The organism is Streptomyces sp. NBC_01171 (genome assembly GCF_045039805.1).
GTDB lineage: Bacteria > Actinomycetota > Actinomycetes > Streptomycetales > Streptomycetaceae > Streptomyces.
In genome coordinates, this window is the sequence record NZ_CP108609.1 from 5,288,716 (window position 1) to 5,312,060 (window position 23,345).

Annotated in this window: 28 protein-coding genes; 14 read left to right on the forward strand and 14 right to left on the reverse strand. The window is 72.9% G+C overall.

All coding sequences use genetic code 11. The annotated features are described in order from the left end of the window. Window positions 1-3: 3 nt before the first annotated feature. Both OG448_RS24330 and OG448_RS24335 read right to left on the reverse strand, forming a co-directional pair. Complete coding sequence (locus OG448_RS24330; protein WP_405556864.1) at window positions 4-717, reverse strand: ArsR/SmtB family transcription factor; 714 nt, start codon at window positions 715-717, stop codon at window positions 4-6. A 40-nt stretch (window positions 718-757) separates the two neighbouring features. Beyond that, entirely contained in the window at window positions 758-1,405 is a 648-nt protein-coding gene (locus OG448_RS24335) for a TetR/AcrR family transcriptional regulator (protein WP_405556866.1), read from the reverse strand. Window positions 1,406-1,511: 106 nt separating this feature from the next. Here OG448_RS24335 and OG448_RS24340 point away from each other — a divergent pair, with 106 nt between their 5' ends. From OG448_RS24340 to OG448_RS24350, 3 genes are all read left to right on the forward strand, one after another. Continuing rightward, window positions 1,512-2,666 (forward strand): acyl-CoA dehydrogenase family protein, encoded by a 1,155-nt coding sequence (locus tag OG448_RS24340; protein WP_405558933.1) that lies wholly within the window; start codon window positions 1,512-1,514, stop codon window positions 2,664-2,666. 77 nt (window positions 2,667-2,743) lie between these two features. Beyond that, the gene (locus tag OG448_RS24345) at window positions 2,744-3,052 is read left to right on the forward strand and encodes a YiaA/YiaB family inner membrane protein (protein ID WP_391299708.1); all 309 of its coding nucleotides are present in this window, start codon (window positions 2,744-2,746) and stop codon (window positions 3,050-3,052) included. A gap of 58 nt (window positions 3,053-3,110) precedes the next feature. Then, window positions 3,111-3,734: a TetR/AcrR family transcriptional regulator gene (locus OG448_RS24350; protein WP_164189719.1), complete on the forward strand. Its 624-nt coding sequence runs from the start codon at window positions 3,111-3,113 to the stop codon at window positions 3,732-3,734. 22 nt (window positions 3,735-3,756) lie between these two features. On the opposite strand, the gene OG448_RS24355 is transcribed toward OG448_RS24350, so the two are convergent. Further along, the gene (locus OG448_RS24355; RefSeq protein WP_389004812.1) at window positions 3,757-4,218 is read right to left on the reverse strand and encodes a MaoC family dehydratase; all 462 of its coding nucleotides are present in this window, start codon (window positions 4,216-4,218) and stop codon (window positions 3,757-3,759) included. Window positions 4,219-4,324: 106 nt separating this feature from the next. On the opposite strand from OG448_RS24355, the gene soxR reads away from it, so the two are divergent. Together soxR and OG448_RS24365 are read left to right on the forward strand one after the other, a co-directional pair. Next, on the forward strand, window positions 4,325-4,801 hold the full coding sequence (gene soxR, locus OG448_RS24360) for a redox-sensitive transcriptional activator SoxR (RefSeq protein WP_359705341.1): 477 nt from the start codon (window positions 4,325-4,327) through the stop codon (window positions 4,799-4,801). A 143-nt stretch (window positions 4,802-4,944) separates the two neighbouring features. Then, window positions 4,945-5,511, forward strand: a complete 567-nt coding sequence (locus tag OG448_RS24365; RefSeq protein WP_405556868.1) for a hypothetical protein — start codon at window positions 4,945-4,947, stop codon at window positions 5,509-5,511. Here OG448_RS24365 and OG448_RS24370 read toward each other — a convergent pair. Beyond that, complete coding sequence (locus tag OG448_RS24370; RefSeq protein ID WP_405556869.1) at window positions 5,496-6,218, reverse strand: 3-keto-5-aminohexanoate cleavage protein; 723 nt, start codon at window positions 6,216-6,218, stop codon at window positions 5,496-5,498. The genes OG448_RS24365 and OG448_RS24370 overlap by 16 nt on opposite strands. Before the next feature lie 22 nt (window positions 6,219-6,240). Then, the gene (locus OG448_RS24375; protein WP_350903120.1) at window positions 6,241-6,843 is read right to left on the reverse strand and encodes a hypothetical protein; all 603 of its coding nucleotides are present in this window, start codon (window positions 6,841-6,843) and stop codon (window positions 6,241-6,243) included. A gap of 256 nt (window positions 6,844-7,099) precedes the next feature. On the opposite strand from OG448_RS24375, the gene OG448_RS24380 reads away from it, so the two are divergent. Continuing rightward, on the forward strand, window positions 7,100-9,892 hold the full coding sequence (locus OG448_RS24380) for a penicillin acylase family protein (protein WP_405556871.1): 2,793 nt from the start codon (window positions 7,100-7,102) through the stop codon (window positions 9,890-9,892). A 40-nt stretch (window positions 9,893-9,932) separates the two neighbouring features. Here OG448_RS24380 and OG448_RS24385 read toward each other — a convergent pair whose 3' ends face one another. Next, window positions 9,933-11,174 (reverse strand): exo-beta-N-acetylmuramidase NamZ domain-containing protein, encoded by a 1,242-nt coding sequence (locus tag OG448_RS24385; RefSeq protein WP_405556872.1) that lies wholly within the window; start codon window positions 11,172-11,174, stop codon window positions 9,933-9,935. A 183-nt stretch (window positions 11,175-11,357) separates the two neighbouring features. Between OG448_RS24385 and OG448_RS24390 the strand changes: the two genes are divergently transcribed. Together OG448_RS24390 and OG448_RS24395 are read left to right on the forward strand one after the other, a co-directional pair. Continuing rightward, complete coding sequence (locus tag OG448_RS24390; RefSeq protein ID WP_405558935.1) at window positions 11,358-12,131, forward strand: SDR family oxidoreductase; 774 nt, start codon at window positions 11,358-11,360, stop codon at window positions 12,129-12,131. 113 nt (window positions 12,132-12,244) lie between these two features. Beyond that, entirely contained in the window at window positions 12,245-12,838 is a 594-nt protein-coding gene (locus tag OG448_RS24395) for a TetR/AcrR family transcriptional regulator (RefSeq protein WP_030812571.1), read from the forward strand. A 55-nt stretch (window positions 12,839-12,893) separates the two neighbouring features. On the opposite strand, the gene OG448_RS24400 is transcribed toward OG448_RS24395, so the two are convergent. The 3 genes from OG448_RS24400 to OG448_RS24410 all read right to left on the reverse strand — a co-directional run bounded on the left by OG448_RS24400 (window position 12,894) and on the right by OG448_RS24410 (window position 15,590). Continuing rightward, window positions 12,894-14,108 carry an acyl-CoA dehydrogenase family protein gene (locus OG448_RS24400; protein ID WP_405556875.1) on the reverse strand — a complete coding sequence of 405 codons (1,215 nt, stop codon included), beginning with the start codon at window positions 14,106-14,108 and terminating at the stop codon, window positions 12,894-12,896. Between the two features lie 4 nt (window positions 14,109-14,112). After that, window positions 14,113-15,135, reverse strand: a complete 1,023-nt coding sequence (locus OG448_RS24405) for a phosphotransferase family protein (protein ID WP_405556876.1) — start codon at window positions 15,133-15,135, stop codon at window positions 14,113-14,115. Between the two features lie 155 nt (window positions 15,136-15,290). After that, window positions 15,291-15,590 carry a hypothetical protein gene (locus OG448_RS24410; protein ID WP_405556878.1) on the reverse strand — a complete coding sequence of 100 codons (300 nt, stop codon included), beginning with the start codon at window positions 15,588-15,590 and terminating at the stop codon, window positions 15,291-15,293. Between the two features lie 132 nt (window positions 15,591-15,722). Between OG448_RS24410 and OG448_RS24415 the strand changes: the two genes are divergently transcribed. Then, a complete protein-coding gene (locus OG448_RS24415) occupies window positions 15,723-16,661 on the forward strand; it encodes an NADP-dependent oxidoreductase (RefSeq protein ID WP_405556879.1) in 939 nt (312 codons plus the stop codon). A gap of 82 nt (window positions 16,662-16,743) precedes the next feature. On the opposite strand, the gene OG448_RS24420 is transcribed toward OG448_RS24415, so the two are convergent. Continuing rightward, entirely contained in the window at window positions 16,744-17,337 is a 594-nt protein-coding gene (locus tag OG448_RS24420; RefSeq protein WP_405556881.1) for a TetR/AcrR family transcriptional regulator, read from the reverse strand. A gap of 51 nt (window positions 17,338-17,388) precedes the next feature. Between OG448_RS24420 and OG448_RS24425 the strand changes: the two genes are divergently transcribed. Together OG448_RS24425 and OG448_RS24430 are read left to right on the forward strand one after the other, a co-directional pair. Then, window positions 17,389-17,940, forward strand: coding sequence for a GNAT family N-acetyltransferase (locus OG448_RS24425; protein WP_405558937.1), 552 nt, complete (start codon window positions 17,389-17,391; stop codon window positions 17,938-17,940). Window positions 17,941-17,969: 29 nt separating this feature from the next. After that, on the forward strand, window positions 17,970-18,446 hold the full coding sequence (locus tag OG448_RS24430) for a YbaK/EbsC family protein (protein ID WP_405556882.1): 477 nt from the start codon (window positions 17,970-17,972) through the stop codon (window positions 18,444-18,446). Here OG448_RS24430 and OG448_RS24435 read toward each other — a convergent pair. From OG448_RS24435 to OG448_RS24450, 4 genes are read right to left on the reverse strand one after another with little or no spacing between them, the layout of a single operon-like run. Then, window positions 18,443-18,766: a DUF202 domain-containing protein gene (locus OG448_RS24435; protein WP_405556884.1), complete on the reverse strand. Its 324-nt coding sequence runs from the start codon at window positions 18,764-18,766 to the stop codon at window positions 18,443-18,445. The genes OG448_RS24430 and OG448_RS24435 overlap by 4 nt on opposite strands. Further along, window positions 18,754-19,146: a YidH family protein gene (locus tag OG448_RS24440; protein ID WP_030812598.1), complete on the reverse strand. Its 393-nt coding sequence runs from the start codon at window positions 19,144-19,146 to the stop codon at window positions 18,754-18,756. Before OG448_RS24440 ends, OG448_RS24435 begins: the two co-directional genes overlap by 13 nt. 21 nt (window positions 19,147-19,167) lie before the next feature. Continuing rightward, the gene (locus OG448_RS24445) at window positions 19,168-19,701 is read right to left on the reverse strand and encodes an NUDIX hydrolase (RefSeq protein WP_405556885.1); all 534 of its coding nucleotides are present in this window, start codon (window positions 19,699-19,701) and stop codon (window positions 19,168-19,170) included. 17 nt (window positions 19,702-19,718) lie between these two features. Beyond that, complete coding sequence (locus OG448_RS24450; protein ID WP_405556887.1) at window positions 19,719-20,612, reverse strand: DMT family transporter; 894 nt, start codon at window positions 20,610-20,612, stop codon at window positions 19,719-19,721. A 345-nt stretch (window positions 20,613-20,957) separates the two neighbouring features. Here OG448_RS24450 and OG448_RS24455 point away from each other — a divergent pair, with 345 nt between their 5' ends. From OG448_RS24455 to OG448_RS24465, 3 genes are read left to right on the forward strand one after another with little or no spacing between them, the layout of a single operon-like run. Further along, window positions 20,958-21,932 (forward strand): hypothetical protein, encoded by a 975-nt coding sequence (locus OG448_RS24455; RefSeq protein WP_405558939.1) that lies wholly within the window; start codon window positions 20,958-20,960, stop codon window positions 21,930-21,932. Window positions 21,933-21,981: 49 nt separating this feature from the next. Further along, complete coding sequence (locus tag OG448_RS24460; RefSeq protein WP_405556889.1) at window positions 21,982-22,725, forward strand: molybdopterin-dependent oxidoreductase; 744 nt, start codon at window positions 21,982-21,984, stop codon at window positions 22,723-22,725. Then, window positions 22,709-23,335, forward strand: a complete 627-nt coding sequence (locus OG448_RS24465; RefSeq protein WP_391299746.1) for a cytochrome b/b6 domain-containing protein — start codon at window positions 22,709-22,711, stop codon at window positions 23,333-23,335. The genes OG448_RS24460 and OG448_RS24465 overlap by 17 nt, the downstream gene beginning before the upstream one ends. Window positions 23,336-23,345 lie beyond the last annotated feature (10 nt).

The window sequence follows — 23,345 nt, forward strand, 5'->3', positions numbered from 1 at the left end:
CCCTCAGGCCAGCGCCCGCCCGTCGATACCCAGCAGCTCCGCCAGCGCACGCGCCCCCGCGGGCGTCACCCGCACCGCGCGCCCCGAGCCCACGCGGGCGCACCACCCGGTGTCCAGCGCGTGCCGGCACAGTGCCGCGCCCGCCGCGCCCCCGAGATGCGGGCGCCGCTCCGTCCAGTCCAGGCAGGCGCGGGCCAGCGGGCGCCGCGTGGAGCGGTCCACGGTGATGCCCGCGTCCCCGAACCAGGCGAGCCCCGCGTCGGTCAGCGCGAACCCGGTGTCCTGGCGCAGCAGCCCGCGCGAGGTCAGCGCGTCGGTGACCGCGATGCCCAGCCGCCCGGCGAGATGGTCGTAGCAGGTGCGCCCGCGCGCCATCGCGGACCCGGCACTCGACTCCCGCAAGGAACGCGGGACTTGGCGCACCGCGTCCTGCGGGAGATGCGCGGCCAGATCCTCGACCAACTGCGCGGCGCGCGGGTCGGCCAGCCGGACGTACCGGTGCCGCCCCTGGCGTTCCTCCGCGAGCAGACCGCCCGCGACCAGCCGGTTCAGATGCTCGCTCAGCGTGGAGGGCGCGACCCGGACGTGCCGGGCGAGTTCCCCCGCGGTCCACGCGCGCCCGTCCAGCAGGGCCAGCAGACACCCGGCCCGCGTCTCGTCGGCGAGCAGCGCGGCGAGTGAGGCGAGAGCGGCGGCCCGCGGGTCCCTGGCGGTCATGTGCCCAGCCTGCGGCACGGACACTTCGGCGGCCGCCGAATCATGGGAGGCTCCCCGGCTCCGGCTGCCCGTACTGCCCCTCGAGACCGGCCAGCAGCGCCGAGAGCCCCACCTCGAAGGCCCGCTCGTCGATCTTCTCCTGCTGCTCGGCGAGGAGGTGGGCCTGCCCGAGGTGGGGGTAGTCGGCGGGGTCGTAGGCGCTCGCGTCGTCCACGAAGCCGCCCGCGAAGGAGCTGAGCGCGGAGCCCATGATGAAGTACCGCATCAGCGCGCCGATCGAGGTCGCCTGCGCCGGGGACCAGCCCGCGTCGACCATCCCGCCGTACACCGCGTCCGCCAGCCGCAGGGCGGCCGGGCGGCGGCCGGGGCCGCGCGCGAGGACCGGGACGATGTTGGGGTGGTCGCGCAGCGCGGACCGGTAGGAGACGGCCCAGTCGTGCAGCGCGGTCCGCCAGTCCCGGCCGTCCTCGAACATCGTGAGGTCGACCTGCGCGCTCACCGAGTCCGCGACCGCCTCCAGGATCTCGTCCTTGGTGCGGAAGTGGTTGTAGAGCGAGGGTCCGCTGACCCCGAGTTCGGCGGCGAGCCGCCGGGTGGAGACGGCCTGGAGGCCCTCCGCGTCCACGAGGGCCCGTGCCGTTTCGACGATCCGGTCGGTGCTGAGCAGGGGCTTGCGCGGTCGGGCCATGGCGCACATAGTAGGGCTGCGAGCGGAAACTAGCAGTGCTAATTTAAATGTACGTCTTTCAAGGGCCTTACGGGTTCCCGCCGAGGCCGTGTGGGGTGATCGCGTGGTGAACCTGGAGCTGAGCGAGGAACAGGCGGCCGTACGGCGTCTGGCCCGTGACTTCGTGGAGCGCGAGATCGCCCCGTACGTGACGGCCTGGGACCGCGCCGAGGAGGTCGACCGGGGCATCGTGAAGAAGCTCGGCGAGGTCGGCTTCCTGGGTCTGACCGTCGACGAGGAGTACGGCGGCTCCGGCGGCGACCATCTCGCGTACTGCCTGGTCACCGAGGAACTGGGGCGCGGCGACTCCTCGGTGCGCGGCATCGTCTCCGTCTCCCTCGGCCTGGTCGCCAAGTCCATCGCGGCCTGGGGCGACGAGGAGCAGAAGCGGCGCTGGCTGCCGGGGCTGACCTCCGGCGAGCTGATCGGCTGCTTCGGCCTCACCGAGCCCGGCACCGGCTCGGACGCGGGCAACCTCACCACGCGGGCCGTCCGGGACGATGGGGGAGACTACGTGCTGAGCGGCACCAAGATGTTCATCACCAACGGGACCTGGGCCGACGTGGTGCTGCTCTTCGCCCGCTCCACCGACGCGCCCGGCCACAAGGGCGTCTCCGCCTTCCTCGTCCCCACCGACACTCCCGGCCTCACCCGCCGCACCATCCACGGCAAGCTCGGCCTGCGCGGCCAGGCCACCGCCGAGCTGGTGCTGGAGGACGTGCGGGTGCCCGCCTCCGCGATGGTCGGCGCCGAGGGCAAGGGTTTCTCCGTCGCCATGTCCGCGCTCGCCAAGGGCCGGATGTCGGTCGCCGCGGGCTGCGTCGGCATAGCCCAGGCCGCCCTGGACGCGGCCGTCCGGTACGCCGGTGAGCGCGAGCAGTTCGGCACCTCCATCGCCCGGCACCAGTTGGTGCAGGAGCTGATCAGCGACATCGCCGTGGACGTGGACGCCGCCCGGCTGCTCACCTGGCGGGTGGCCGACCTGATCGACCGGGGCGAGCCGTTCGCCACCGAGTCCTCCAAGGCCAAGCTGTTCGCCTCCGAGGCCGCCGTGCGCGCCGCCTCCAACGCCCTCCAGGTGTTCGGCGGCTACGGCTACATCGACGAGTACCCGGTCGGCAAGCTGCTGCGCGACGCCCGCGTGATGACCCTGTACGAGGGCACCAGCCAGATCCAGAAGCTCCTGATCGGCCGGGCGCTCACCGGCGTCTCCGCTTTCTGAGGCCGCGCGCTTTCTGAGTACCCGCACTGAGTACGTCGGCGGATGTGGCCCGTGCCGCGTTCGCCGACACTCGTGCCATGAGCGACACACCAGTCAAGCAGCAGAGCACGGCCGCCTTCTACGGACAGGCCGTCGCCTCCTTCGCCGTCGCCATGACGGCCACCGCGATCGGCATCTACCGGCTGGACGCCAACGCCTGGGTGCGCGGCTTCCTCGCCATCGCCGTCCTCTACCTCGTCACCTCCGCCTTCACCCTCGCCAAGGTGATCCGGGACAGGCAGGAGGCCGGCGAGATCGTCAGCAGAGTCGACCAGGCCCGCATGGAGGAACTGCTCACCGCCCACGACCCGTACCGTAAGACCCCCGGCCCCCAGCAGTCTCGCTAAGCGGGCGCTCACCTTCGGCGGTATGGTGGTGCTCCTGTCATCCGAGGAGGGGCGAGCGATGAGTACGGCGGAGGAGACGGTCGGCGGCGAGGCCGACGCGTGGGCCGAGGTCACCCCGGACGCGGCCCGGCGGCTGCTCGTCGCCGCCGTGGAGGCCTTCGCCGAGCGCGGCTACCACGCCACCACCACCCGCGACATCGCGGGCCGCGCCGGGATGAGCCCGGCCGCGCTCTACATCCATTACAAGACCAAGGAAGAGCTGCTCCACCGGATCAGCCGCATCGGTCACGACAAGGCGCTCGACATCCTGCGCACCGCCGCACGCGGCGAGGGCACGGCCGCCGAGCGGCTCGCGGACGGCGTCAGCTCCTTCGTCCGCTGGCACGCCGGCCGCCGCACCACCGCGCGCGTGGTGCAGTACGAACTGGACGCGCTCGGCCCGGACGCCCGCGCCGAGATCGTCGCGCTCCGCCGCCAGGTGGACGCCGAGGTGCGCGGGATCATCGAGGACGGCGTGGCCGCCGGCGAGTTCGACGTGCCCGACGTACAGGGCACCACCCTCGCCATCCTGTCGCTCTGCATCGACGTGGCCCGCTGGTTCAACGTGGACGGCCCGCGCACCCCCGAGCAGGTCGGCGAGCTGTACGCGGGCCTCGTCCTGCGGATGGTCGGGGCCCACTGACCCCGACGCCCGCTCCCCGGGGTCAGAAGTAGTACCGGGACACCGACTCCGCCACGCACACCGGCTTGTCGCCGCCCTCGCGCTCCACGGTGAAGGCCACCGACACCTGGACCCCGCCCGGCACGTCCTCCACATTGGTGATCACCGCGGTGGAGCGCAGCCGGGAGCCGACCGGCACCGGGGCGGGGAAGCGGACCTTGTTGGTGCCGTAGTTGACGCCCATCTTCACGCCCTCGACGGCGATGAGCTGCGGCCCGAACAGGGGGAGCAGGGAGAGGGTGAGGTACCCGTGCGCGATGGTGGTGCCGAACGGGCCCGCGGCCGCCTTCTCCGGGTCCACGTGAATCCACTGGTGGTCGCCCGTGGCCTCCGCGAACAGGTCGATCCGCTTCTGGTCGACCTCCAGCCAGTCGGTGTGGCCGAGCTGCTCGCCCACGGCCGCCTTCAGCTCGTCGGGGGAGTGGAAGGTCCTCGGTTCTGCCATGATCCCGGCCTCTCGCGTCGTAAGTCTAAGCAACTGCTTAGCATGGTGGGATGGGCGGCGCCTGTCAACGGCTCGCCCGGCCTGGCGGGTCGGTAGGCTCGGGACGGTGCCCCAGCTTCCCGAGAAGATCCACGAGCTGACCGTCGGCCAGTTGTCCGCGCGCAGCGGCGCTGCCGTCTCCGCCCTGCACTTCTACGAGTCCAAGGGCCTGATCAGCAGCCGCCGCACCTCCGGCAACCAGCGCCGCTACACCCGCGACACCCTGCGCCGGGTCGCCTTCGTGCGCGCCGCCCAGCGGGTCGGCATCCCGCTCGCCACCATCCGCGAGGCCCTCGCCGAGCTGCCCGAGGAACGCACCCCGACCCGCGCGGACTGGGCCCGGCTCTCCGAGGCGTGGCGCTCGGAGCTGGACGACCGGATCAACCAGCTCAACCGGCTGCGCGACCACCTCACCGACTGCATCGGCTGCGGCTGCCTCTCCCTGGCCACCTGCGTGCTGTCCAACCCGGACGACGTCTTCGGCGAACGCGGTGCCGGGTCCCGCCTGATGCGGGAGGAGCGCGGGCCGCGTGCACACCCCTGAACTCACCGCCGCGCTCGCCGAGATCGACGTCGTCTTCAACGGCGAGGCGAGCCGGGCCGAGGCCGGCTGCGCCCGCCACTGCTGCACGGCCGAGGCCGCCGTGTTTCTGCGCACCCCGTCCACCCCCGTTCCAACCCGAGCTGGTGAGCCACTTCCTGTACAGATCGCCGCAGCACTTCGCCGACCACGCCGCCGCGATGCGCCGCCTGCTGCCGCAGTGCGCGCACGCCATGGCGGACGGCACCCTGGAGGAGCCCGGATGGGCGCCGCACGGGCTGAGTCGGGTGGACTGGCGCTCCTGGTCCGACGCGCAGGCACGGGCGGTCGAGACGTTCGTCGGCGCCTGGTGGCGGGCGGCGCTCGGCGCCGCCGAGCCGCCCTACCCGGTCCAGGACATGTTCGAGACCTGCTGCTCCGTACTGGGCGAGGCGGCGCCGCTGTTGGCGATGTGGGAGGCCGGACCCGAGGCCGACGCGCATCTCGCCGAGTGTGTGGATTGGTGGATGCAAGATCTGCTCGTCGACCGCTGGCCGTTCACCTGGTGGCGCCCGGACGACGAGGCCCGCGCCCGTACGGAACTCCAGACCTGGCTGGCCGGACACGCCCCCGAACGGCTGCGCACGCGTGGCCAGTCGGATCTCGCCGAGCGCGCCCGTCTGCTCGCGCTGCCCTACGATGCGCGCTGGAACGACCCCTACTGGTCGCGCTGAGTCCCGTGCTCCGCCAGCCCCGCCGCCACCAACTCGGCGTTGGAAAGCGCACGTTCACCGTCGGGGAGGAGCAGCGTGTCCTCCAGCCCGATGCGGGTCGCCAGGCCCAGCCGGCCGGCCAGCCGCAGCACCGGCCACGCGCCGCCGTCCTCGCCGTGCAGCAGGACGGGCCGGCCGTGGGCCGTGCCCAGCTCGGCCAGCAGGGCGTGCGCCGACGCCTCGGCGGTGGCCGAGTCGGTGTCCGTCACCTCCGCCAGCACCCGCAGCACACGCGGCCCCAGCGGCGAGGCCGCGAAGCGCGCCGCGCCCTCGGTGCCGGACCAGATGCCCGCCTCGACCCCGACACCCCGCGCCAGCAGTAGCTCCACCAGTTCCTCGGCGCCCGGCTCGTGCCAGTTGACCGAGGCGAAGTCGGGCAGCACCGACCAGGAGCGCACCCGCTCCAGCCGCTCGGCCGGATCAGGTTCGGCCCAGGCGCCGGTGGTCACCCCGACCGGCACCCCGGCCCGCCCGCGCAGCGCCTCCACCACAGGCCCGACGACGCGTGCGGACAGGGACTCCCGCCCGCACGGCGTCCGGGGATGCGCATGCACCTCCGTGGCCCCGGCGGCGACCGCCTCCGCGGCCGACCGTGCCAACTCCTGTGGCGTCAGCGGGACTTGCGCCCCGTCCGCCGCCGTTCTGCTCCCGTTCAGACAGACCTGCACCGGACCATGGTGCCGCACCCGGTCAGGCCGACATCAGCAGCCGCTCCCGCCGAGCCGAGGCCAGCGCGCCCTCGGTGAGCACCGGGCGCGGCACCAGGATGCCGCAGTCCGCGCACACCGGCCCGGCCGACGGCTCGTGATCGAGGCCGTACCGCCACACCAGGCGCTCGCCGTCGCACACCGGGCACACCGAGCCCGGCCGGCGCTCCAGGGCGCTGATGAGCCGGTGCAGTACGTCGGCCAGCGGCTCACGGGGGTGCAGCCGCGGGTCGTCGCACCAGGCGACACCGAAGCCGCCCCAGGTCATCCGGTGCCAGTCGTCGACACTGCCCGGCCTGCGCAGGCCGTCGTGCTTCTCCTTCTTCCGGCGTTCCGCGAAATCGGCCTCGTAGGTCAGCCACACCGCGCGCGCCTGCTCCAGCTCCACCAGTGCGGCCACGAGCCGCGCCGGGTCGGGGGAGCGGTCCTCCGGGCCGAAACCGGCCCGCCCGCACAGATGGTCCCAGGTCGCCCGGTGCCCGTAAGGAGCGAACCGCTCCAGGCACTTACGCAGTGAGTAGCGCCGCAGCGCCAGATCGCATCGCGGATCGCGCACCTGTCTCGCCAGACTTCGGAATCCGGCCATCGCCCTGCACCTCCGTCACACCTGTGTCCGCTCTTCGGTCACCTCGGCGTCGCCGTACGGCTGTCGCGCGACGTCGCCGGATAGACGTGTCGCGGGCCGATCCGGCTCCATCCGATTTCCGATGGCCTCCCATAACGCGTTCCGTGTTGACCGCCGGGCATCGGCCCGAGTGGCGGCGGAACTTGACGCATGTTCACCTTCCTTCGCGGGGATACCGGCGGTAACGTCCGGCCCACCCCCGTCGGGAGGAGCTGCCATGCCACGGCGCACCCCACGTAACGTGTTGTCCGACAGACTCAGAACTCCTCGCACACTCTCCGGGTTCCTGAAGACGGCCTCGATATGCGTCCTGATCGCCGGTTGTCTTTCACCACTCGGTCAGGCGGCGGCCGCCACAAGCGCTCCCACCGCGACGAACGACTACTGTTCCGGCCAGTGTTCGGACATCCTTCCGCCGGGTGAGAACGGCAATGCCACCCTGGCGCAGATCCTGCTCAACCAGGCTTTCGGCACCCAGCCGGCCCACGCCGAGGACCAGCTCGGCCCCTACGCCAATCTCGCCACCGGCCACCCCGGCCTGACCGACGCGAAGATCAACAACTTTTTCGACGACGCCTCCTTCGGCGTCCCCGCCGACCAGGTCGCCTCCACCGAGAAGCCCGCCGGGCGCACCGACGTCACGATCGTCCGGGACAGGAAGACCGGTGTGCCCCACATCACCGGCACCACCCGCTACGGCACCGAGTTCGGCGCCGGATACGCGGCCGGACAGGACCGGCTCTGGCTGATGGACGTGTTCCGGCACGTGGGCCGGGGCCAGTTGACCGGCTTCGCCGGCGGCGCCCCCGCCAACCAGGGCCTGGAGCAGGAGTTCTACCGCCAGGCGCCCTACACCGAGGCCGACCTCCAGGCGCAGATCGACGGCGCCGTGGCCCGTAACGGCGAGCGCGGGCAGCAGGCCCTCGCCGACGTCACCGCCTACCTGGACGGCATCAACGCCTACATCGACGCCTCCGACAGCGGCCGTTACTTCCCCGGCGAGTACGTCCTCACCGGCCACAAGGACTCCATCACCAACGCCGGCACCATCGACCACTTCAAGGTCACCGACCTGGTGGCGCTCGCCTCGGTCGTCGGCACGCTGTTCGGCTCCGGCGGGGGCGGGGAGGTGAACAACGCCCTCTCCCTGATCGCCGCCCAGTCCAAGTACGGCGTGGAGGAGGGCACCCGCGTCTGGGAGTCCTTCCGGATGCGCAACGACCCCGAGGCCGTCCTCACCCTCCACGACGGACAGCGCTTCCCCTACGCCACCCGTCCCGACAGCCCCCAGGGCCGGGCCCTGCCCGACGCCGGCTCGGTCACCCAGGAACCGCTGGTCCACGACCGCACCGGCAGCGCGGGCACCGCGAGCGCCAAGAGCTCCTCCACCGCCGCCGCCAAGGACACGCTCAGCTCCGCCCGGCGCGGCATGTCCAACGCCCTGGTGGTCAGCGGCAAGCACACCGCGAGCGGCCACCCGGTCGCCGTCTTCGGCCCGCAGACCGGCTACTTCGCCCCGCAGCTCCTGATGCTCCAGGAGATCCAGGGCCCCGGCATCAGCGCCCGCGGCGCCTCCTTCGCGGGCCTGAGCATGTACGTCGAACTCGGCCGCGGCCAGGACTACTCCTGGAGCGCCACCACCTCCGGCCAGGACATCATCGACACCTACGCCGTCGAGCTGTGCCAGGACGACCACCACTACCTCTACCGGGGCACCTGCACCGCGATGGAGCAGGTCGAGCGCAAGAACGCCTGGAAGCCCACCGTGGCCGACGGCACCGCCGCCGGTTCGTACGCCATGCGCGTGTGGCGGACCAAGTACGGGCCCGTGCAGTACCGGGCGACCGTCGGCGGGAAGAAGGTCGCCTACACCACCCTGCGCTCCTCCTACCTGCACGAGGCCGACTCCATCATCGGCTTCCAGATGCTCAACGACCCCGGCTATGTGAAGGGCCCCGAGGACTTCCAGAAGGCCGCCCAGCACATCAACTTCACCTTCAACTGGTTCTACGCCGACTCCGCGCACACCGCGTACTACAACAGCGGCGACAACCCGGTCCGCGCGGCCGGTGTCGACGCCGAGTTCCCGGTGTGGGCCCAGCCCGCCTACGAGTGGCGGAACTGGGACCCGGCCGCCAACACCGCCGACTACACCCCGGCCAGTGCGCACCCCAACTCCATCGACCAGGACTACTACATCTCCTGGAACAACAAGCAGGCCGAGGCGTACACCGCCGCGCCCTGGGGCGAGGGTTCGGTGCACCGGGGCGATCTCCTCGACGACCGGGTGAGCAAACTGGTCGCGCAGGGCGGGGTCACCCGGACCAAGCTGGTGCAGGCCATGGCGGACGCGGCCCTGGCCGACCTGCGCGCCGAGGACGTCCTGCCCAAGCTGCTGAAGGTCGTCAACTCCACGCCGGTGAGCGACCCGACGGCAGCGGCGGCCGCGACCAAACTCCAGACGTGGCTCAACGCGGGTGCCAGGCGCACCGAGACGTCGGCGGGGTCGAAGAAGTACGCCGACGCCGACGCGATCCGCATCCTGGACGCCTGGTGGCCGCTGCTGGTGAAGGCCGAGTTCGAACCCGGCCTCGGCAGCGGCCTGTACGGCGCCTTCACCGCCAACCTCCCCGTGGACGAGGCACCCTCCGCCGGACACGGCCCGACCGGCTCCCACGCCGGAAGCTCCTTCCAGTACGGCTGGTGGAGCTATGTCGACAAGGACATACGGGCGGTGCTCGGTGAGCCCGTACAGGGCGGTCTCGGCCGCAAGTACTGCGGCGACGGCAGCCTCACCGCCTGCCGGGACGCCCTGCTCGGCACGCTGAAGCAGGCCGCCGGGCTCACCGCCGCCCAGGTCTATCCGGGCGACGACCTGTGCTCGGCCGGGGACCAGTGGTGCGCCGACTCGATCCAGCAGCGCACCCTGGGCGGCATCAAGCACGGCAACATCAGTTGGCAGAACCGGCCGACCTACCAGCAGGTCGTGGAGTACACCTCGCACCGCTGACGGCCCGGAGGCGGCGGCTCCCGCACGGGGGCCGCCGCGCTCAGCGGTACATCAGGTACCGCCCCCGCACCCGGCGGAAGGACGCCAGCTCCCCGTGCCAGGCGGCGGCCACCTCGTCCGCGTCGGCCCCGGCGTCGATCATCGTGCGCACCCGCTCCGAACCGGTCAGCTTGTCGATCCAGTTGTCCGGCCGCCACGCGAAGCCGTCCCACACCCGCCGCGCCGTCACCAGCAGCGCCACCCCGGTCAGCACCGGGTCGAAGGCCGCCGGATCGTGCACATGGAGCTGCACCCCGCCGACCGTCTTCCCCTGGAACTTGGAGAACGTCGGCGCGAAGTACGCCTCCCGGAACCGCACCCCCGGCAGCCCGGCCTTGTTCGCCTCCTCCGCCCAGCGCCCGTCGACGCCCTCCGCGCCGAGGAGTTCGAAGGGGCGGGTGGTGCCCCGGCCCTCGGAGAGGTTGGTGCCTTCGAACAGACAGGTCCCGGAGTAGACCAGGGCGGTGTCCGGGGTCGGCATGTTCGGGCTCGGCGGCACCCAGGGCAGCCCGCAGTCGTCGAAGAACATCCCGCGCCGCCAGCCGGTCATCGTCACCGTCTCCAGCGGCACCGGCTTGTCCAGGAACTCCCCGTTGAACAGCCGGGCCAGCTCCGCGACCGTCATCCCGTGCGCCTGCGCGATCGGCCGCCGGCCGACGAACGTGGCGAACTCCTCGTGCAGCACCGGCCCGAGGGCCGCCCGTCCGGTCACCGGGTTCGGGCGGTCCAGCACCATGAACCGCTTGCCCGCCAGCGCCGCCCCCTCCATGCAGTCGTACAGCGTCCAGATGTACGTGTAGAAGCGGGCGCCCGCGTCCTGGATGTCGAAGACGACCGTGTCCACCCCGGAGGCGGTGAAGACGTCGGCGAGCTGGGTGCCGCTCTTCAGATACGTGTCGTACACCGGCAGTCCGGTCGCCGGGTCGTCGTAGCGCCCCTCGGAGCCGCCCGCCTGGGCGGTGCCCCGGAAGCCGTGCTCGGGGCCGAAGACGGCGGTCAGCCGCACCCGGGAGTCGGCGTGCATCACGTCCACGATGTGCCGGACGTCGCGCGTGATCCCGGTCGGGTTGGTGACGATCCCGACCTTGCGGCCGGCCAGCGGCGCGTAACCGTCGGCGGCCAGCCGCTCGAACCCGGTGCGCACCCCGTGCCCCGCACCCGTGTCCGAAGCGGGGGCCGGGACCGCGGCCCCGACGGCGGCCGTGGCGGTGGTGGCGAGCATGCTCCGTCTGGACAGCGTCATACGGGGACCTCCGTGAGCGCGGCGGGTGTCATGACCACGGGGACGCTAGCGCCTGGCGGCCCGGCAGGGAACGCGCCGGACCGGGGACCGTCGGGGATTCCCCTTCCCTCCGGCATACCGACTGGTTAGTCTGGCGCCGCGGCGGCGTGACCGCCGCGCACAGCCACAGCTCGAAGGAGGCCGCTGGTGGAAGCCGTGCAGGACGCCGGAGTCGTCGTCACCGGGGCGGGCGGGGGGATCGGGGCGGCTCTCGCCCGCCGGTTCGCCGCCGAGGGCGCCCGTGTCGTCGTCAACGACCTCGACGCCGACAAGGCCAAGGCGGTGGCCGAGGAGATCGGCGCCACCGCCGTACCCGGCGACGCCTCCGGGATCGTGGCCGAGGCCCGCGCGGCGCTCGGCGGCACCATCGACGTGTACTGCGCCAACGCGGGCGTCGCCTTCGAGGACGGCACCCCCGGCGGCTCGCTGGACGAGCGCTCCTGGGCGGTGTCCTGGGACGTCAACGTCATGGCCCACGTCCGCGCCGCCCACGACCTGCTGCCCGACTGGCTGGAGCGCGGCGGCGGCCGGTTCGTCTCCACCGTCTCCGCCGCCGGACTGCTCACCATGATCGGCGCGCCCTCCTACAGCGTCACCAAGCACGGCGCGCTGGCCTTCGCCGAGTGGCTGTCCCTCACCTACCGCCACCGGGGCGTCAAGGTGCACGCCATCTGCCCGCAGGGCGTGCGCACCGACATGCTGTCCGCCACCGGCAGCGCCGGCGACCTGGTGCTCCAGCCGACCGCGATCGAACCCGCCGAGGTCGCGGACGCGCTCTTCGCGGGCATGGCCGAGGACCGCTTCCTGATCCTGCCGCACCCCGAGGTGGCCGAGTACTACCAGGCCCGCGCGGCCCACCCGGACAAGTGGCTGGGCGGCATGAACCGGCTCCAGCGGGCCTGGGAGGATTCCCGCTGATCCGGCCCCGGCCGTCCGCGCCCGGCGCGGGATGGGAAGATCCTCCGGCGGGGACGCGTTCCCGCGCCAGGTGACGACAGTCGGCGGACCCGACGGAAAGGCAGGTGGCGGCAGTGCCCAGGACCACGGACGGAGACGCCACGCCCGTCCCGCGGCGGCTGCTGGACGCCGCGACCCGCCTCTTCGCCGACCAGGGCTACGACCGCACCTCCGTGCAGGAGATCGTCGAGGCCGCCGGAGTCACCAAGGGCGCGCTCTACCACTACTTCGGCTCCAAGGACGACCTTCTGCACGAGGTCTACGCGCGCGTGCTGCGCCTCCAGCAGGACCGTCTGGACGCCTTCGCGGACGCCGACGAGCCGGTGGAGAAGCGGGTGCGGGACGCGGCCGCCGACGTCGTCGTCACCACCATCGAGAACCTCGACGACGCGATGATCTTCTTCCGCTCGATGCACCACCTCAGCCCGGAGAAGAACAAGCAGGTCCGCGCCGAACGCCGCCGCTACCACGAACGGTTCCGCGCGCTCATCGAAGAGGGCCAGCGCGAGGGCGTGTTCTCCACCGCCACCCCGGCCGACCTCGTCGTGGACTACCACTTCGGCTCGGTCCACCACCTCTCGACCTGGTACCGCCCCAAGGGCCCGCTCACCCCCCAGCAGGTCGCCGACCACCTCGCCGACCTCCTGCTGCGCGCCCTGCGCCCCTGAGCCCACGCGTAAGGGGCGCCCGCAACGGCAGGCGCCCCTTACCACTGCGGTTCCGCTACAGGTACTTCCTCAGCTCACGCCGGGCCAGCGAACGCTGGTGCACCTCGTCCGGGCCGTCCGCCAGCATCAGCGTGCGGGCGCCCGCGTACAGGTCGGCCAGCGGGAAGTCCTGGCTCACCCCGCCCGCGCCGTGCAACTGGATCGCCCGGTCCAGGATCTCCACCACCGCGCGCGGAGTGGCGATCTTGATGGCCTGGATCTCGGTGTGCGCGCCCCGGTTGCCCACGGTGTCCATCAGCCAGGCCGTCTTCAGCACCAGCAGCCGGAGCTGCTCCACCGTCACCCGCGCGTCCGCGATCCAGTTCTGCACCACGCCCTGCTGCGCCAGCGGCTTGCCGAACGCGGTACGGGACACCGCTCGCCGGCACATCAGCTCGATGGCCCGCTCCGCCATGCCGATCAGCCGCATGCAGTGGTGGATGCGCCCCGGACCGAGCCGGGCCTGCGCGATGGCGAAGCCGCCGCCCTCCTCGCCCACCAGGTTGGCCACCGGCACGCGCGCGTGGTCGAAGACGACCTCCGCGTGCCCGCCGTGCGAGTGGTCCTCGTACCCGAAGACCTGCATGGCCCGCTTCACGGTCACACCGGGCGTGTCACGCGGGACCAGCACCATCGACTGCTGACGGCGGAGGTCCTCGCCGTCCGGATCGGTCTTGCCCATCACGATGAAGATCTTGCAGTCCGGGTTCATCGCCCCGGAGATGTACCACTTGCGCCCGGTGATGACGTACTCGTCACCGTCCCGCTCGATGTGCGTGGTGATGTTGGTGGCGTCCGAGGAGGCCACCTCCGGCTCGGTCATGGCGAACGCCGACCGGATCTCCCCGGCCAGCAGCGGCTCCAGCCACTGCTTCTTCTGCTCGTCGGTGCCGAACTGCGCCAGCACCTCCATGTTCCCGGTGTCCGGCGCCGCGCAGTTCAGCGCGGTCGGCGCCAACTGCGGGGACCGGCCGGTGATCTCGGCGAGCGGCGCGTACTGGAGGTTGGTCAGCCCGGCACCGTACTCGGCGTCGGGCAGGAAGAGGTTCCACAGGCCCTGCCGTTGCGCCTCGGCCTTCAGCTCGTCCACCACCGCCGGGGTGTCCCAGGGGGAGTCCAGCAGGGCCCGCTGCTCCTCGGCGGTCTTCTCCGCCGGGTACACGTACTCGTCCATGAAGGTGAGGAGGCGGGTCCGGAGTTCCTCGGTGCGTGTGTCGAACGCGAAGTCCATCTGCTCAGCCTTCCTGAAGGGTGGTCAGTCCGTGGTCGATGAAGACGGGCACCAGGTCCCCGATGCGGTCGAAGCCGCCGCCCACCGTCTGGCCGAGGGTGTACCGGTAGTGGATGCCCTCCAGGATCACGGCGAGCTTGAACCAGGCGAACGCGGTGTACCAGTTGACGTCGGAAACGTCCCGCCCGGAGCGCTCCGCGTACCGCTCGATCAGCTCGGCGGGCGTGGGGTGACCGGGGGCCTCGGCAGTGGTGGAGACGGGGGAGTGGGCCATTCCGAGCGGCTGGCTGTACATCACCAGCAGACCCAGGTCGGTCAGCGGGTCGCCCAGGGTCGACATCTCCCAGTCGAGGATGGCCTCGATCCGGTCGCCCTCGCCGATCAGCACGTTGTCCAGGCGGTAGTCGCCGTGCACCACGGCCGGGGCCGGGGAGGTGGGCAGCGAGCGGCCGAGGGCCGCGTGCAGCTCGTCCACGCCCGCCAGTTCGCGGTTGCGGGAGGCGTCGAGCTGCTTGCCCCAGCGGCGGAGCTGGCGGTCCAGGAACCCCTCGGGCCGGCCGAAGTCCGCGAGACCCACCTCGGCGGGGTCCACCGCGTGCAGCTCGACCAGCGTGTCCACCAGCGACAGCACCGCGTTCCGGGTGCGCTCCGCACCGAGCGGCGCGAGCTGGTCCGCGGTGCGGTACGGGATGCCCTCGACGAACTCCATCACGTAGAACGGGGCGCCCAGCACCTCGTCGTCCTCGCACAGCAGCACCGGCCGGGGGACCGGCACGCGGGTGGGGTGCAGGGCGCTGATCACCCGGTGCTCGCGGCGCATGTCGTGCGCGGTGGCCAGGACGTGGCCCAGCGGAGGGCGCCGGACGACCCAGCGGGAGGTGCCGTCGGTGACGGCGTAGGTGAGGTTCGACCGTCCGCCCTCGATCAGCCTGCCGGTCAGCGGACCGGTCACCAGGCCGGGCCGCTCACGGTCGAGCAGCGCGCGCAGCCGGTCGAGATCGAGTCCGGGCGGGTGGTCGGCGCTCATACATCACTCCTACGAACGGGTGAACAGGAACGCGTCACATGATGCCGACCGGTCGGTATGCCGTCCAGTGTGTTCACCGTAAAGCGTGCCCGGACGTGACCGGACACACCCCGGGCGGCGGCCGCGGGGCCCGCCGCCCGGGTCGCGGCGCAGGCTCAGTGGTCGTCCCAGTGGCCCTCGTGCTCGGCGTGCCGGTGGCCGTCGTGCAGATAGTCGACGTGATCGCCGTGGACCACGCGCGCGTGCCCGCACTCCTCGTGGTGCAGGTGCTCGTGGTGCGGGTGCGCGGTGTGCCCGGTGGTCTCGCACTCGTCCCAGTGGCCGGAGTGCTCGCGGTGCAGATGGCCGTCGTGCGCGTAGTCGACGTGGTCGTGGTGCGGCACCGCGGAGTGTCCGCAGCCCGGCCCGTGGCTGTGGCCGCCGTGCGCGCCGTGTTCCTGGTGGGGTTCGGTCATGGTGCTCACTTCCGGGGGACTGAAGGGGGTAGGGGTGGGTGACGACGGACAGGCTACGTGCGAACGCCGCGAACCGCCCATATCGGGACACAGGGGTTGCGTGGCGGGTGAACACCCTGGAGGGTCCAGATCATGAAGGCCATCAGCTACCGCCGCTACGGCGGCCCCGAGGTGCTGGAGTACGGCGAGCTTCCCGAGCCGAAGGTGGGCCCCGACCAGGTGCTGGTCCGGGTGCGCGCGGCCGCGGTCAACCCGGTCGACTGGAAGTGCCGCGAGGGGTACCTCGAACCGATCCTGAACACCGTCTTCCCCGTCATCACCGGCTGGGACGTCAGCGGCGTCGTGGTCCGCCCCGGCGCCTCCGTCGTGGAGTACGCGGAGGGGGACGAGGTGATCGGGTACGTCCGCGAGGACCTGCTGTCGCTCGGCACCTTCGCCGAGTACGTCGCCGCCCCCGTGCGCACCATCGCCCGCAAGCCCGCCGCGCTCTCCTTCGAGGAGGCCGCCGGGCTGCCGCTGGCGGGCCTGACCGCCTACCAGGTCCTTGTCCAGATCCTGAAGGTCGAGCGGGGCGACACCGTGCTCATCCACGCGGCCGCCGGCGGTGTCGGCTCCCTCGCCGTGCAGATCGCCGCCCACCTCGGCGCCCGCGTCATCGGCACCGCGAGCGAACGCAACCACGCCTATGTGCGCGGCCTCGGCGGCGAACCCGTCGCTTACGGCGAGGGCCTGGCCGAACGCGTACGCGGCATCGCGCCCGAGGGCGTGGACGCGGTCTTCGACACCGTCGGCGGCGAGACCCTGAAGGTCTCCGCCCAGCTTCTCGCCCCCGGCGGCCGCCTCGCCTCCATCGCCGACCCGGACGTCACCGAGTACGGCGGCCGCTACTGGTTCGTCCGCCCCGACGCCGAGGACCTCGCCAAGCTCTCCCAGTTGGCCGACCAGGGCGCCGTCTCCGTCCACGTCGACAAGACCTTCCCCCTGGAGCGCACCGCCGAGGCCCAGCGACTCAGCCAGGAGGGCCACGCCCGAGGCAAGATCGTCGTCACGGTCTCCGGGCAGGGCGAGTAGGGACCGGGAACGCGTCGCCGGCACGGACCCGTGGCATGCGGACGCGTGCCGGGTGGCCGATCGCCGACCGCGGCCCGGGCCGTCACCCGGTGCGGCGGGTCAGCCCCGCCAGATACTCGTCCAGCAGCTCCACCTGCCGCTCGGGCGGGAACTCCGCCGGGGAGAGCAGGGCCTGCACCACCAGGCCGAGGGTGAAGGACTGGGCGCCCGTCGCGACGCCGGCCGGGTCGCCGGCGGCCAATTCGCCGAGGGCCTGGGCGGCGGCCACGCGCTCGGTCAGGCGGGTGCGGCTCTCCGCGTACCTGCGGGCATGCCCGGCGCTCAGGGCGGGGTCGGACAGGGCGGTGTCCCAGGAGGAGACCCAGACGCGGTTGCTGTCGGCGGCTTCGGGGGTCAGCGGCAGGATGTCGAGCAGGGCGTCCCGCAGCGCCGCGAGGCCCGGCCCGGTGGAGCGGCGCGGGCGGGCGAGGGTGCGCTGTTCGAGCAGGTCGAGGGCGTACTCGACCAGGGCCCGCTTGGTCGGGAAGTAGTGCGTGAGCAGGCCGGTGGTCGCGCCGAGTTCGGTGGCGACGGCGCGCAGCGTCAGCCCCGCGAAGCCGCGCGTGGCCATGACCCGCCAGACCGCCTCGGAGACGTCCCGTCGACGGGCCTCGTGATCTCCCTTGGTGCGTGGCATGCCGCCACGGTACATTGCCATAACACTTGTTACGTGAACGGGGAGGCCCACATGTTCCTGCTGCCGCTGCGCGACGGCGCCCACCTCGCCCCGCTGGAGCCCTGGCACGCCGAGGAGTTCGCCGCGCACCTGGACCGCGCCCGCGAGCACATCCGCCCGTGGGTCGGCGCCGGATTCGTCACCGAGGACGTGCCGGGGGCCCGGGCCACGCTGGAGCGATATGCGGCCCGCCAGGCCGCCGACGGCGGACGCCTGTACGGCATATGGCGGAACGGCACCCTGGTCGGCGGCGTGATGTTCACCGACTTCAGCACGGCCCTCGGTTCGTGCGAGATCGGCTGCTGGCTGGAGCCGTCCGCCGAGGGCCACGGTCTGGTCACGCCGGCCTGCACCGCCCTGCTGGACTGGGCGTTCGGCACCCGTGGCCTGCACCGGGCGGAGTGGCACTGCCGGGCGGACAACGACCGCAGCGCGGCGGTGGCGAAGCGGCTCGGCATGACGCTGGAGGGCGTGCGGCGCGAGGCGTGGCCGTACGCGGGCGTGCGGCACGACAAGCAGGTCTGGGCGGTCCTCGCGCCGGAGTGGCACGCTCTGGAGCGGTGACCGAAGGCCCCTGCCGGGAAAGGAACTTCATGCACGAGCGAGTACGGCGGGTCAGCACCGCCCTGCGGGAGCACGGCAGTGCCGCGGAGGTGGTCGAACTGCCCGCCCCGGCCCCCACCGCGGCGGACGCGGCCGCCCAACTCGGCTGCACCGTGGGAGCGGTCGCCAACAGCCTGGTCTTCTCCGTGGACAGCACGCCCCTGCTCGTCCTGACCAGCGGCGCCCACCGGGTCGACACCCGGCTGCTGGCCCGCCTGACCGGGGTCGGGCGCGGCAGGATCCGGCGCGCCGACCCCGCGTTCGTCCTCGAGGTGACCGGCCAGGAGGTCGGCGGTGTGGCACCCGTGGGCCATCCCCGGCCGGTGCGCACGCTGGTCGACGTCGCGTTGGAGGTGCATGGCCGGATCTGGGCGGGCGCGGGCATGTCGCACACCGTCTTCCCCACCACGTTCGCGGAGTTGGTGCGGATGACGGGCGGCGAGCCCGCCGTGGTGGCCGCGGACTAGGTCACCAGTACCGCCGCGCACACGGCCAGCGCCACCGCGCACCCCGTCGCCGCCCACGCCAGGCGCGGGGTGAGCGCGGGCGGTACCGGGCCCGCCGCCAGGGTGCGGATGCGCAGGTGGGCCAGGGCGAGAAGGGCCAGCCAGCACACACAGCACAGCAGGGCCAGTACCGCCCCGGTCAGCGGGCCGGCCGCCCGCACCGACGCCCGTATCGCCAGCACCGCGGTCACCGTGCCCGACAGGGTCGTACGCCGCCACGCCAGCCGGGTGCGCTGCGGCTGGAGCCCCGCGTCCCGGGCCGGAGCGGTCATCCCGCCCATCCGGCCAGCACCACCACGACCATCGCCACGGCCACCACCGCCACCAGCAGGCTCAGCACCGCCGGGAACCTTGACACCGGCAGGTCCTCGCCCCGCCGCATCGCCTGCTCGCAGCGCACCCAGTGGTGCACCGCCCGCAGCGCGCACAGCACCCCCGCGCCCAGCAGCGCCAGCGCCAGCCCCACCCGCCACGCCCAGCGCAGATGCGGCAGGAACTGGTCCACCGCGAAACCGCCGCCGATCAGCGCCAGCGCGGTCCGCAGCCAGGCCAGGAAGGTCCGCTCGTTGGCCAGCGAGAACCGGTAGTCCGGGGTGGTGCCCTGGTCCCGCACCCGCTCGGGTTCGAGCCAGAGCCGGACGTTGCGTACGAATTCGCTCACACGCCGGACCCTACCGGCGCGTCATCCGGCCGCCCGGAACGCCCTCAGCCGCTCGTGCGCGGCCAGCCCGTCCGGCACCCACTCCCACTCGCCGAGCCGCGCGGCGACCTCCTCGTCGGTGAGGAAGGCGTGCCACTGCACCTCCTCCACCTGCGGCCGCACCGGCAGGTCGCAGCGGACCTCGTACACCGCCGACCACCAGCCGAGCCCGGCCCCGGCCCCGTTCTCGCTGTCGTCTTCGTAGAGGAACTTGAAGAGGTACGTCGGCTCGGGCAGCCCGCTCACCCCCAGCTCCTCCTCCGCCTCGCGCAGCGCCGCCTCGTCGTAGGACTCGCCCGCCCCGACCACCCCGCCCACGAACAGGTCGTACAGCGCGGGGAAGACCAGCTTGGTGGCGGTGCGCCGGTGCACGAAGAGGCGGCCCTCGGCGTCGCGGACCTGGATGAAGACGCAGCGGTGGCGCAGCCCCCGGGCGTACGCCTCGCCGCGCGGGGCCTGGGTGACGACACGGTCGTGCTCGTCCACGATGTCGAGGATCTCGTCGGCGGGGTTCATCCCGCCATCCAAGCAGCTCAGTTCCGCTGGAGATCCCGTACCGGCCGCTCCTCGGCCGTGCCGCACGGCATCGCCGGGTGCATGCCCAGCAGCACGATGCCCCCGACGATCGCCGCGAGCCCGGCCGCCTCCCAGGCCAGCGCCCCGGTGTCGGTGTGCAGCCGGTCGCCCAGGAAGCCGACCCCGCACAGGATGCCCGCGAGCGGCTGGGCGGCGGTCAGCGCGGGCAGCGACATGCGCAGGGGCGCCGTCTCGAACGCGCTCTGCACCAGCAGCAGCCCGGTCACCCCGAGCGCCAGCACGGCGTACGGATGCCCGCCGGTGAACAGCTCGGTGAAGCCGCCCTCCCGGAAGCGGATGCCGCTCACCCGGGTCAGCGCGTCCTGCACGCCGTAGAGGAGCCCAGCGGCCGTCGCCAGCAGCACCGGGCTCCAGGTGGTCCGCGAGCGTTTCGCCCAGCCGGCCAGCGCCAGCGCCACCCCCACCATCACGCCGAGGATCAGCCAGTGCCGCACCGGGTCGGTGACGGCGGTGCCGCCGCGCGGCCGGCCCGCCAGGATGAACGTGCTCACCCCGCCCGCCAGCAGCACCAGACCCGCCCAGCCCTGCCGGCCCACCGGCTGGCCGGTCTGCCGGCGGGACAGGGCGAGCGCGAACAGCAGGTTGGTGGCGAGCAGTGGCTCCACCAGCGAGATCTCGCCGTTGCCGAGCGCCACCGCGCCCAGCGCCATGCCGGCCACCATCAGCGCGGTACCGCCCAGCCAGCGCGGCACCCGCATCAGGTCCAGCAGCAGCCGGAAGGACAGGAAGTCGCTGGGGGGCGCCTCACGCGCGACGTTCTGCTGAAGCACGAACCCGAACCCCAGGCACGCCGCTGCACTCACGGCGAGGAGGAGAACCAGAACGGACACGCTGCGTACCTCGATCATCGGCCGGGCCACGATTGCGTAGTGGCCGACTGTAGCGCCCCACAAGGGCGGGACTGTGGAGAGTGCCCGGAACCGGACACGTTTCGGGGGAACCGCCCGGTCATGTTCCGTCTCCCCGGCCCCCGGCGCCATGGCGTACGCCACACCCGACGACCCTGGACCGGACTGACCGGCGCCGACCAGGGCACCTGTGCCCCAAGTCCCTCTGCTGCCGCGGTGGTTGGACGGAGCAACACTTCGATTCCGCTTGACGCATACCTAGGCGGGGAGTTTGCTGTGAGTGATCGGCCGATGGCAGCCCGAAAAACAGGAAGTCCTGCGGTGCCCCTGACCCCGCCCCCGCCCGTCGCAGACCGGGCCCCCTCGGACCCGCCCGGCGGCACCGCCCCCGAGCACTCCGGCACCTTCGACGCCGCCCTAGGCGACGCCGAACTCCTCGCCGCGCGAGCCGCCCTGGCCCAGGGCCGTCGGCAGCCCGCCCGCTCCCTGCTGCTGCACACCGGCGACGACTGGGACCGTCGGGGCCACCGCGTCACCGTGCTCGCCGCCGACCCCGGCGCCCACAACCGGGCCGGCCAGTGGCTGCTCGCCGAACCCGGCTCCGCCGACGCGGCCACCCTGCTCGCCCTGGCCCTGGTCCACCGCGCGATGCGCGGCGAGGAGGACCCCGAGCACGCCCGCGCCTCCTGCCACACCGCCGCCGGCCTGGCGCCCGCCGACCCCACCCCCTGGCTCGGCCTGCTCCTGCTGGCCCGCGCCCTCGGCCCCGAGACGGAACTGACCGCCGCCTTCAAGGAACTGCGCGCCCGCCACCCCGAGCACCACCACGGCCACCACCTGCTCATCGCCGGCCTCGCCGAACGCCCGCCCGGCGGCCCCGAGTCCCACGAGGCGTACGACACGGCCGAGCGCGCCGCGGCCGAGGCCCCCGCCGACTGCCCGCTCGCCGTCCTCCCGGTCGTGGCGTACGCCGAACGCCACCGCGTCCTCGCCGCCGCCGGCCTCGCCCCGGCCGTCCCCGGCCCGGCCCCCTGCGCCCACTGGACCGGCCCCCGCGCCCGCCGGGTGCTGCGCGCCGCGTTCGACTGGTGGCTGGAGTGGGAGCACGACGAACACCCCAGACGCCACCTCGACCTCAACCACCTGGCCTTCGCCATGTCCGCCGCCGGCCGCCCCGCCGAGGCCGCGGCCCTCTTCCACCGCATCGGCCCGCACGCCACCCGCGCCCCCTGGTCCTACACCGGCCAGGACCCCTGGGCCGCCTTCCACCAGGCCCGCACCCATGCCCTGGCCACCGGCTGATCCCCGGCGACACTGGCCCCACCGCCCCCACCCGTGCTCGAATGACGACGTGACCCCCGACCCCGCCCGGGACGCCCCCGACCCCGACGCGCACGGCAAGCCCATCGGCCGCCGCCTCTTCCTCGGCACCCTCGGCCTGGGCGCCCTCGGCGTCGCCACCGCGCCCTGGCTGCAGCGCGGCGCGGAGAGCGCGCTCGGCGCCCTCTCCGGCCAGGACCCCACCGGCCTGAGCGACCTGCTCCCCAACGGCGGCGGCTTCCGCTACTACTCCGTCGCCGCCTCCGTCCCCCACAAGGGCCCCGGCGACTACAAGCTCACCGTGGACGGCCTCGTCGACCACCCCCGCGCCTACACCCTCGCCGACCTGCGCGCCCTGCCCCGCACCCGGCTGACCAGGGACGTCCAGTGCGTCACCGGCTGGCGCGTGCCCGAAACCCCCTTCGAGGGCGTCCGCCTGAGCACCCTGCTGGACGCGGCCGGTGTCCGCCCCACCGCCCGGGCCGTCCGCTTCACCTGCTTCGACGGCACCTACACCGAGAGCCTCACCCTCGACCAGGCCCGCCGCCCCGACGTCCTGGTGGCGCTGCGCATGCAGGGCAAGGACATCGGCCACGACCACGGCGGCCCCGTCCGCCTCTACGTCGCCCCGATGTACTTCTACAAGTCCGCCAAATGGCTCTCCGGGATCACCGTCAGCGACCACGTACAGCCCGGCTACTGGGAGAGACTCGGCTACGACGTCGACGCCTGGGTCGGCCGCTCGAACGGACGGACCGATGACCCTACGAGCTGACACCCCGGCCCCGCCCAGCGCCCGCGTCCACCGCTTCACCCCCGCCGAACGCTGGGTCCACCGCACGAGCGCCGCCCTCATGGCCGTCTGCGTGGCCACGGCCGCCTGCCTCTACGTGCCCCAGCTCGCCGTCCTGGTCGGCCGCCGCGAACTCGTCGTACGCGTTCACGAATGGGCCGGGCTCGCGCTGCCGGTGCCGGTGCTGCTGGGTCTGGTCTCGCGTGCGTTCCGCGCCGACCTGGGCGCGCTCAACCGGTTCGGCCCGCACGACCGGCGCTGGCTGCGCGCCGCCCTGCACCGGGACCGGCGGTACGCGGAGCGCCCCGCGGGCAAGTTCAACGCGGGGCAGAAGGTCTACACGGCCTGGATCGCCGGAGCCGTCCTGGTGATGCTCGGCACCGGCCTGATGATGTGGTTCACCCACCTCACCCCGCTGCTGTGGCGCACCTCGGCCACCTTCGTCCACGACTGGCTGGCCCTCACCGTCGGCGTGGTCCTCGCGGGACACATCGGCAAGGCTCTCGGCGACCCCGAGGCACGGCGGGGGCTGCGCACCGGCACCGTGAGCCGGGAGTGGGCGGAGCGGGAACACCCGCTCTGGCGCCCCTGAGTGGAAGGCG

Bases quoted from the DNA above. Each gene is read 5' to 3' on its own strand.
- OG448_RS24330 (WP_405556864.1), bottom strand. From the start codon at position 717: ATGACCGCCAGGGACCCGCGGGCCGCCGCTCTCGCCTCACTCGCCGCG.
- OG448_RS24335 (WP_405556866.1), bottom strand. From the start codon at position 1,405: ATGGCCCGACCGCGCAAGCCCCTGCTCAGCACCGACCGGATCGTCGAA.
- OG448_RS24345 (WP_391299708.1), top strand. From the start codon at position 2,744: ATGAGCGACACACCAGTCAAGCAGCAGAGCACGGCCGCCTTCTACGGA.
- OG448_RS24350 (WP_164189719.1), top strand. From the start codon at position 3,111: ATGAGTACGGCGGAGGAGACGGTCGGCGGCGAGGCCGACGCGTGGGCC.
- OG448_RS24355 (WP_389004812.1), bottom strand. From the start codon at position 4,218: ATGGCAGAACCGAGGACCTTCCACTCCCCCGACGAGCTGAAGGCGGCC.
- OG448_RS24375 (WP_350903120.1), bottom strand. From the start codon at position 6,843: ATGGCCGGATTCCGAAGTCTGGCGAGACAGGTGCGCGATCCGCGATGC.
- OG448_RS24380 (WP_405556871.1), top strand. From the start codon at position 7,100: ATGCCACGGCGCACCCCACGTAACGTGTTGTCCGACAGACTCAGAACT.
- OG448_RS24385 (WP_405556872.1), bottom strand. From the start codon at position 11,174: ATGACGCTGTCCAGACGGAGCATGCTCGCCACCACCGCCACGGCCGCC.
- OG448_RS24400 (WP_405556875.1), bottom strand. From the start codon at position 14,108: ATGGACTTCGCGTTCGACACACGCACCGAGGAACTCCGGACCCGCCTC.
- OG448_RS24405 (WP_405556876.1), bottom strand. From the start codon at position 15,135: ATGAGCGCCGACCACCCGCCCGGACTCGATCTCGACCGGCTGCGCGCG.
- OG448_RS24410 (WP_405556878.1), bottom strand. From the start codon at position 15,590: ATGACCGAACCCCACCAGGAACACGGCGCGCACGGCGGCCACAGCCAC.
- OG448_RS24415 (WP_405556879.1), top strand. From the start codon at position 15,723: ATGAAGGCCATCAGCTACCGCCGCTACGGCGGCCCCGAGGTGCTGGAG.
- OG448_RS24420 (WP_405556881.1), bottom strand. From the start codon at position 17,337: ATGCCACGCACCAAGGGAGATCACGAGGCCCGTCGACGGGACGTCTCC.
- OG448_RS24425 (WP_405558937.1), top strand. From the start codon at position 17,389: ATGTTCCTGCTGCCGCTGCGCGACGGCGCCCACCTCGCCCCGCTGGAG.
- OG448_RS24430 (WP_405556882.1), top strand. From the start codon at position 17,970: ATGCACGAGCGAGTACGGCGGGTCAGCACCGCCCTGCGGGAGCACGGC.
- OG448_RS24435 (WP_405556884.1), bottom strand. From the start codon at position 18,766: ATGGGCGGGATGACCGCTCCGGCCCGGGACGCGGGGCTCCAGCCGCAG.
- OG448_RS24445 (WP_405556885.1), bottom strand. From the start codon at position 19,701: ATGAACCCCGCCGACGAGATCCTCGACATCGTGGACGAGCACGACCGT.
- OG448_RS24465 (WP_391299746.1), top strand. From the start codon at position 22,709: ATGACCCTACGAGCTGACACCCCGGCCCCGCCCAGCGCCCGCGTCCAC.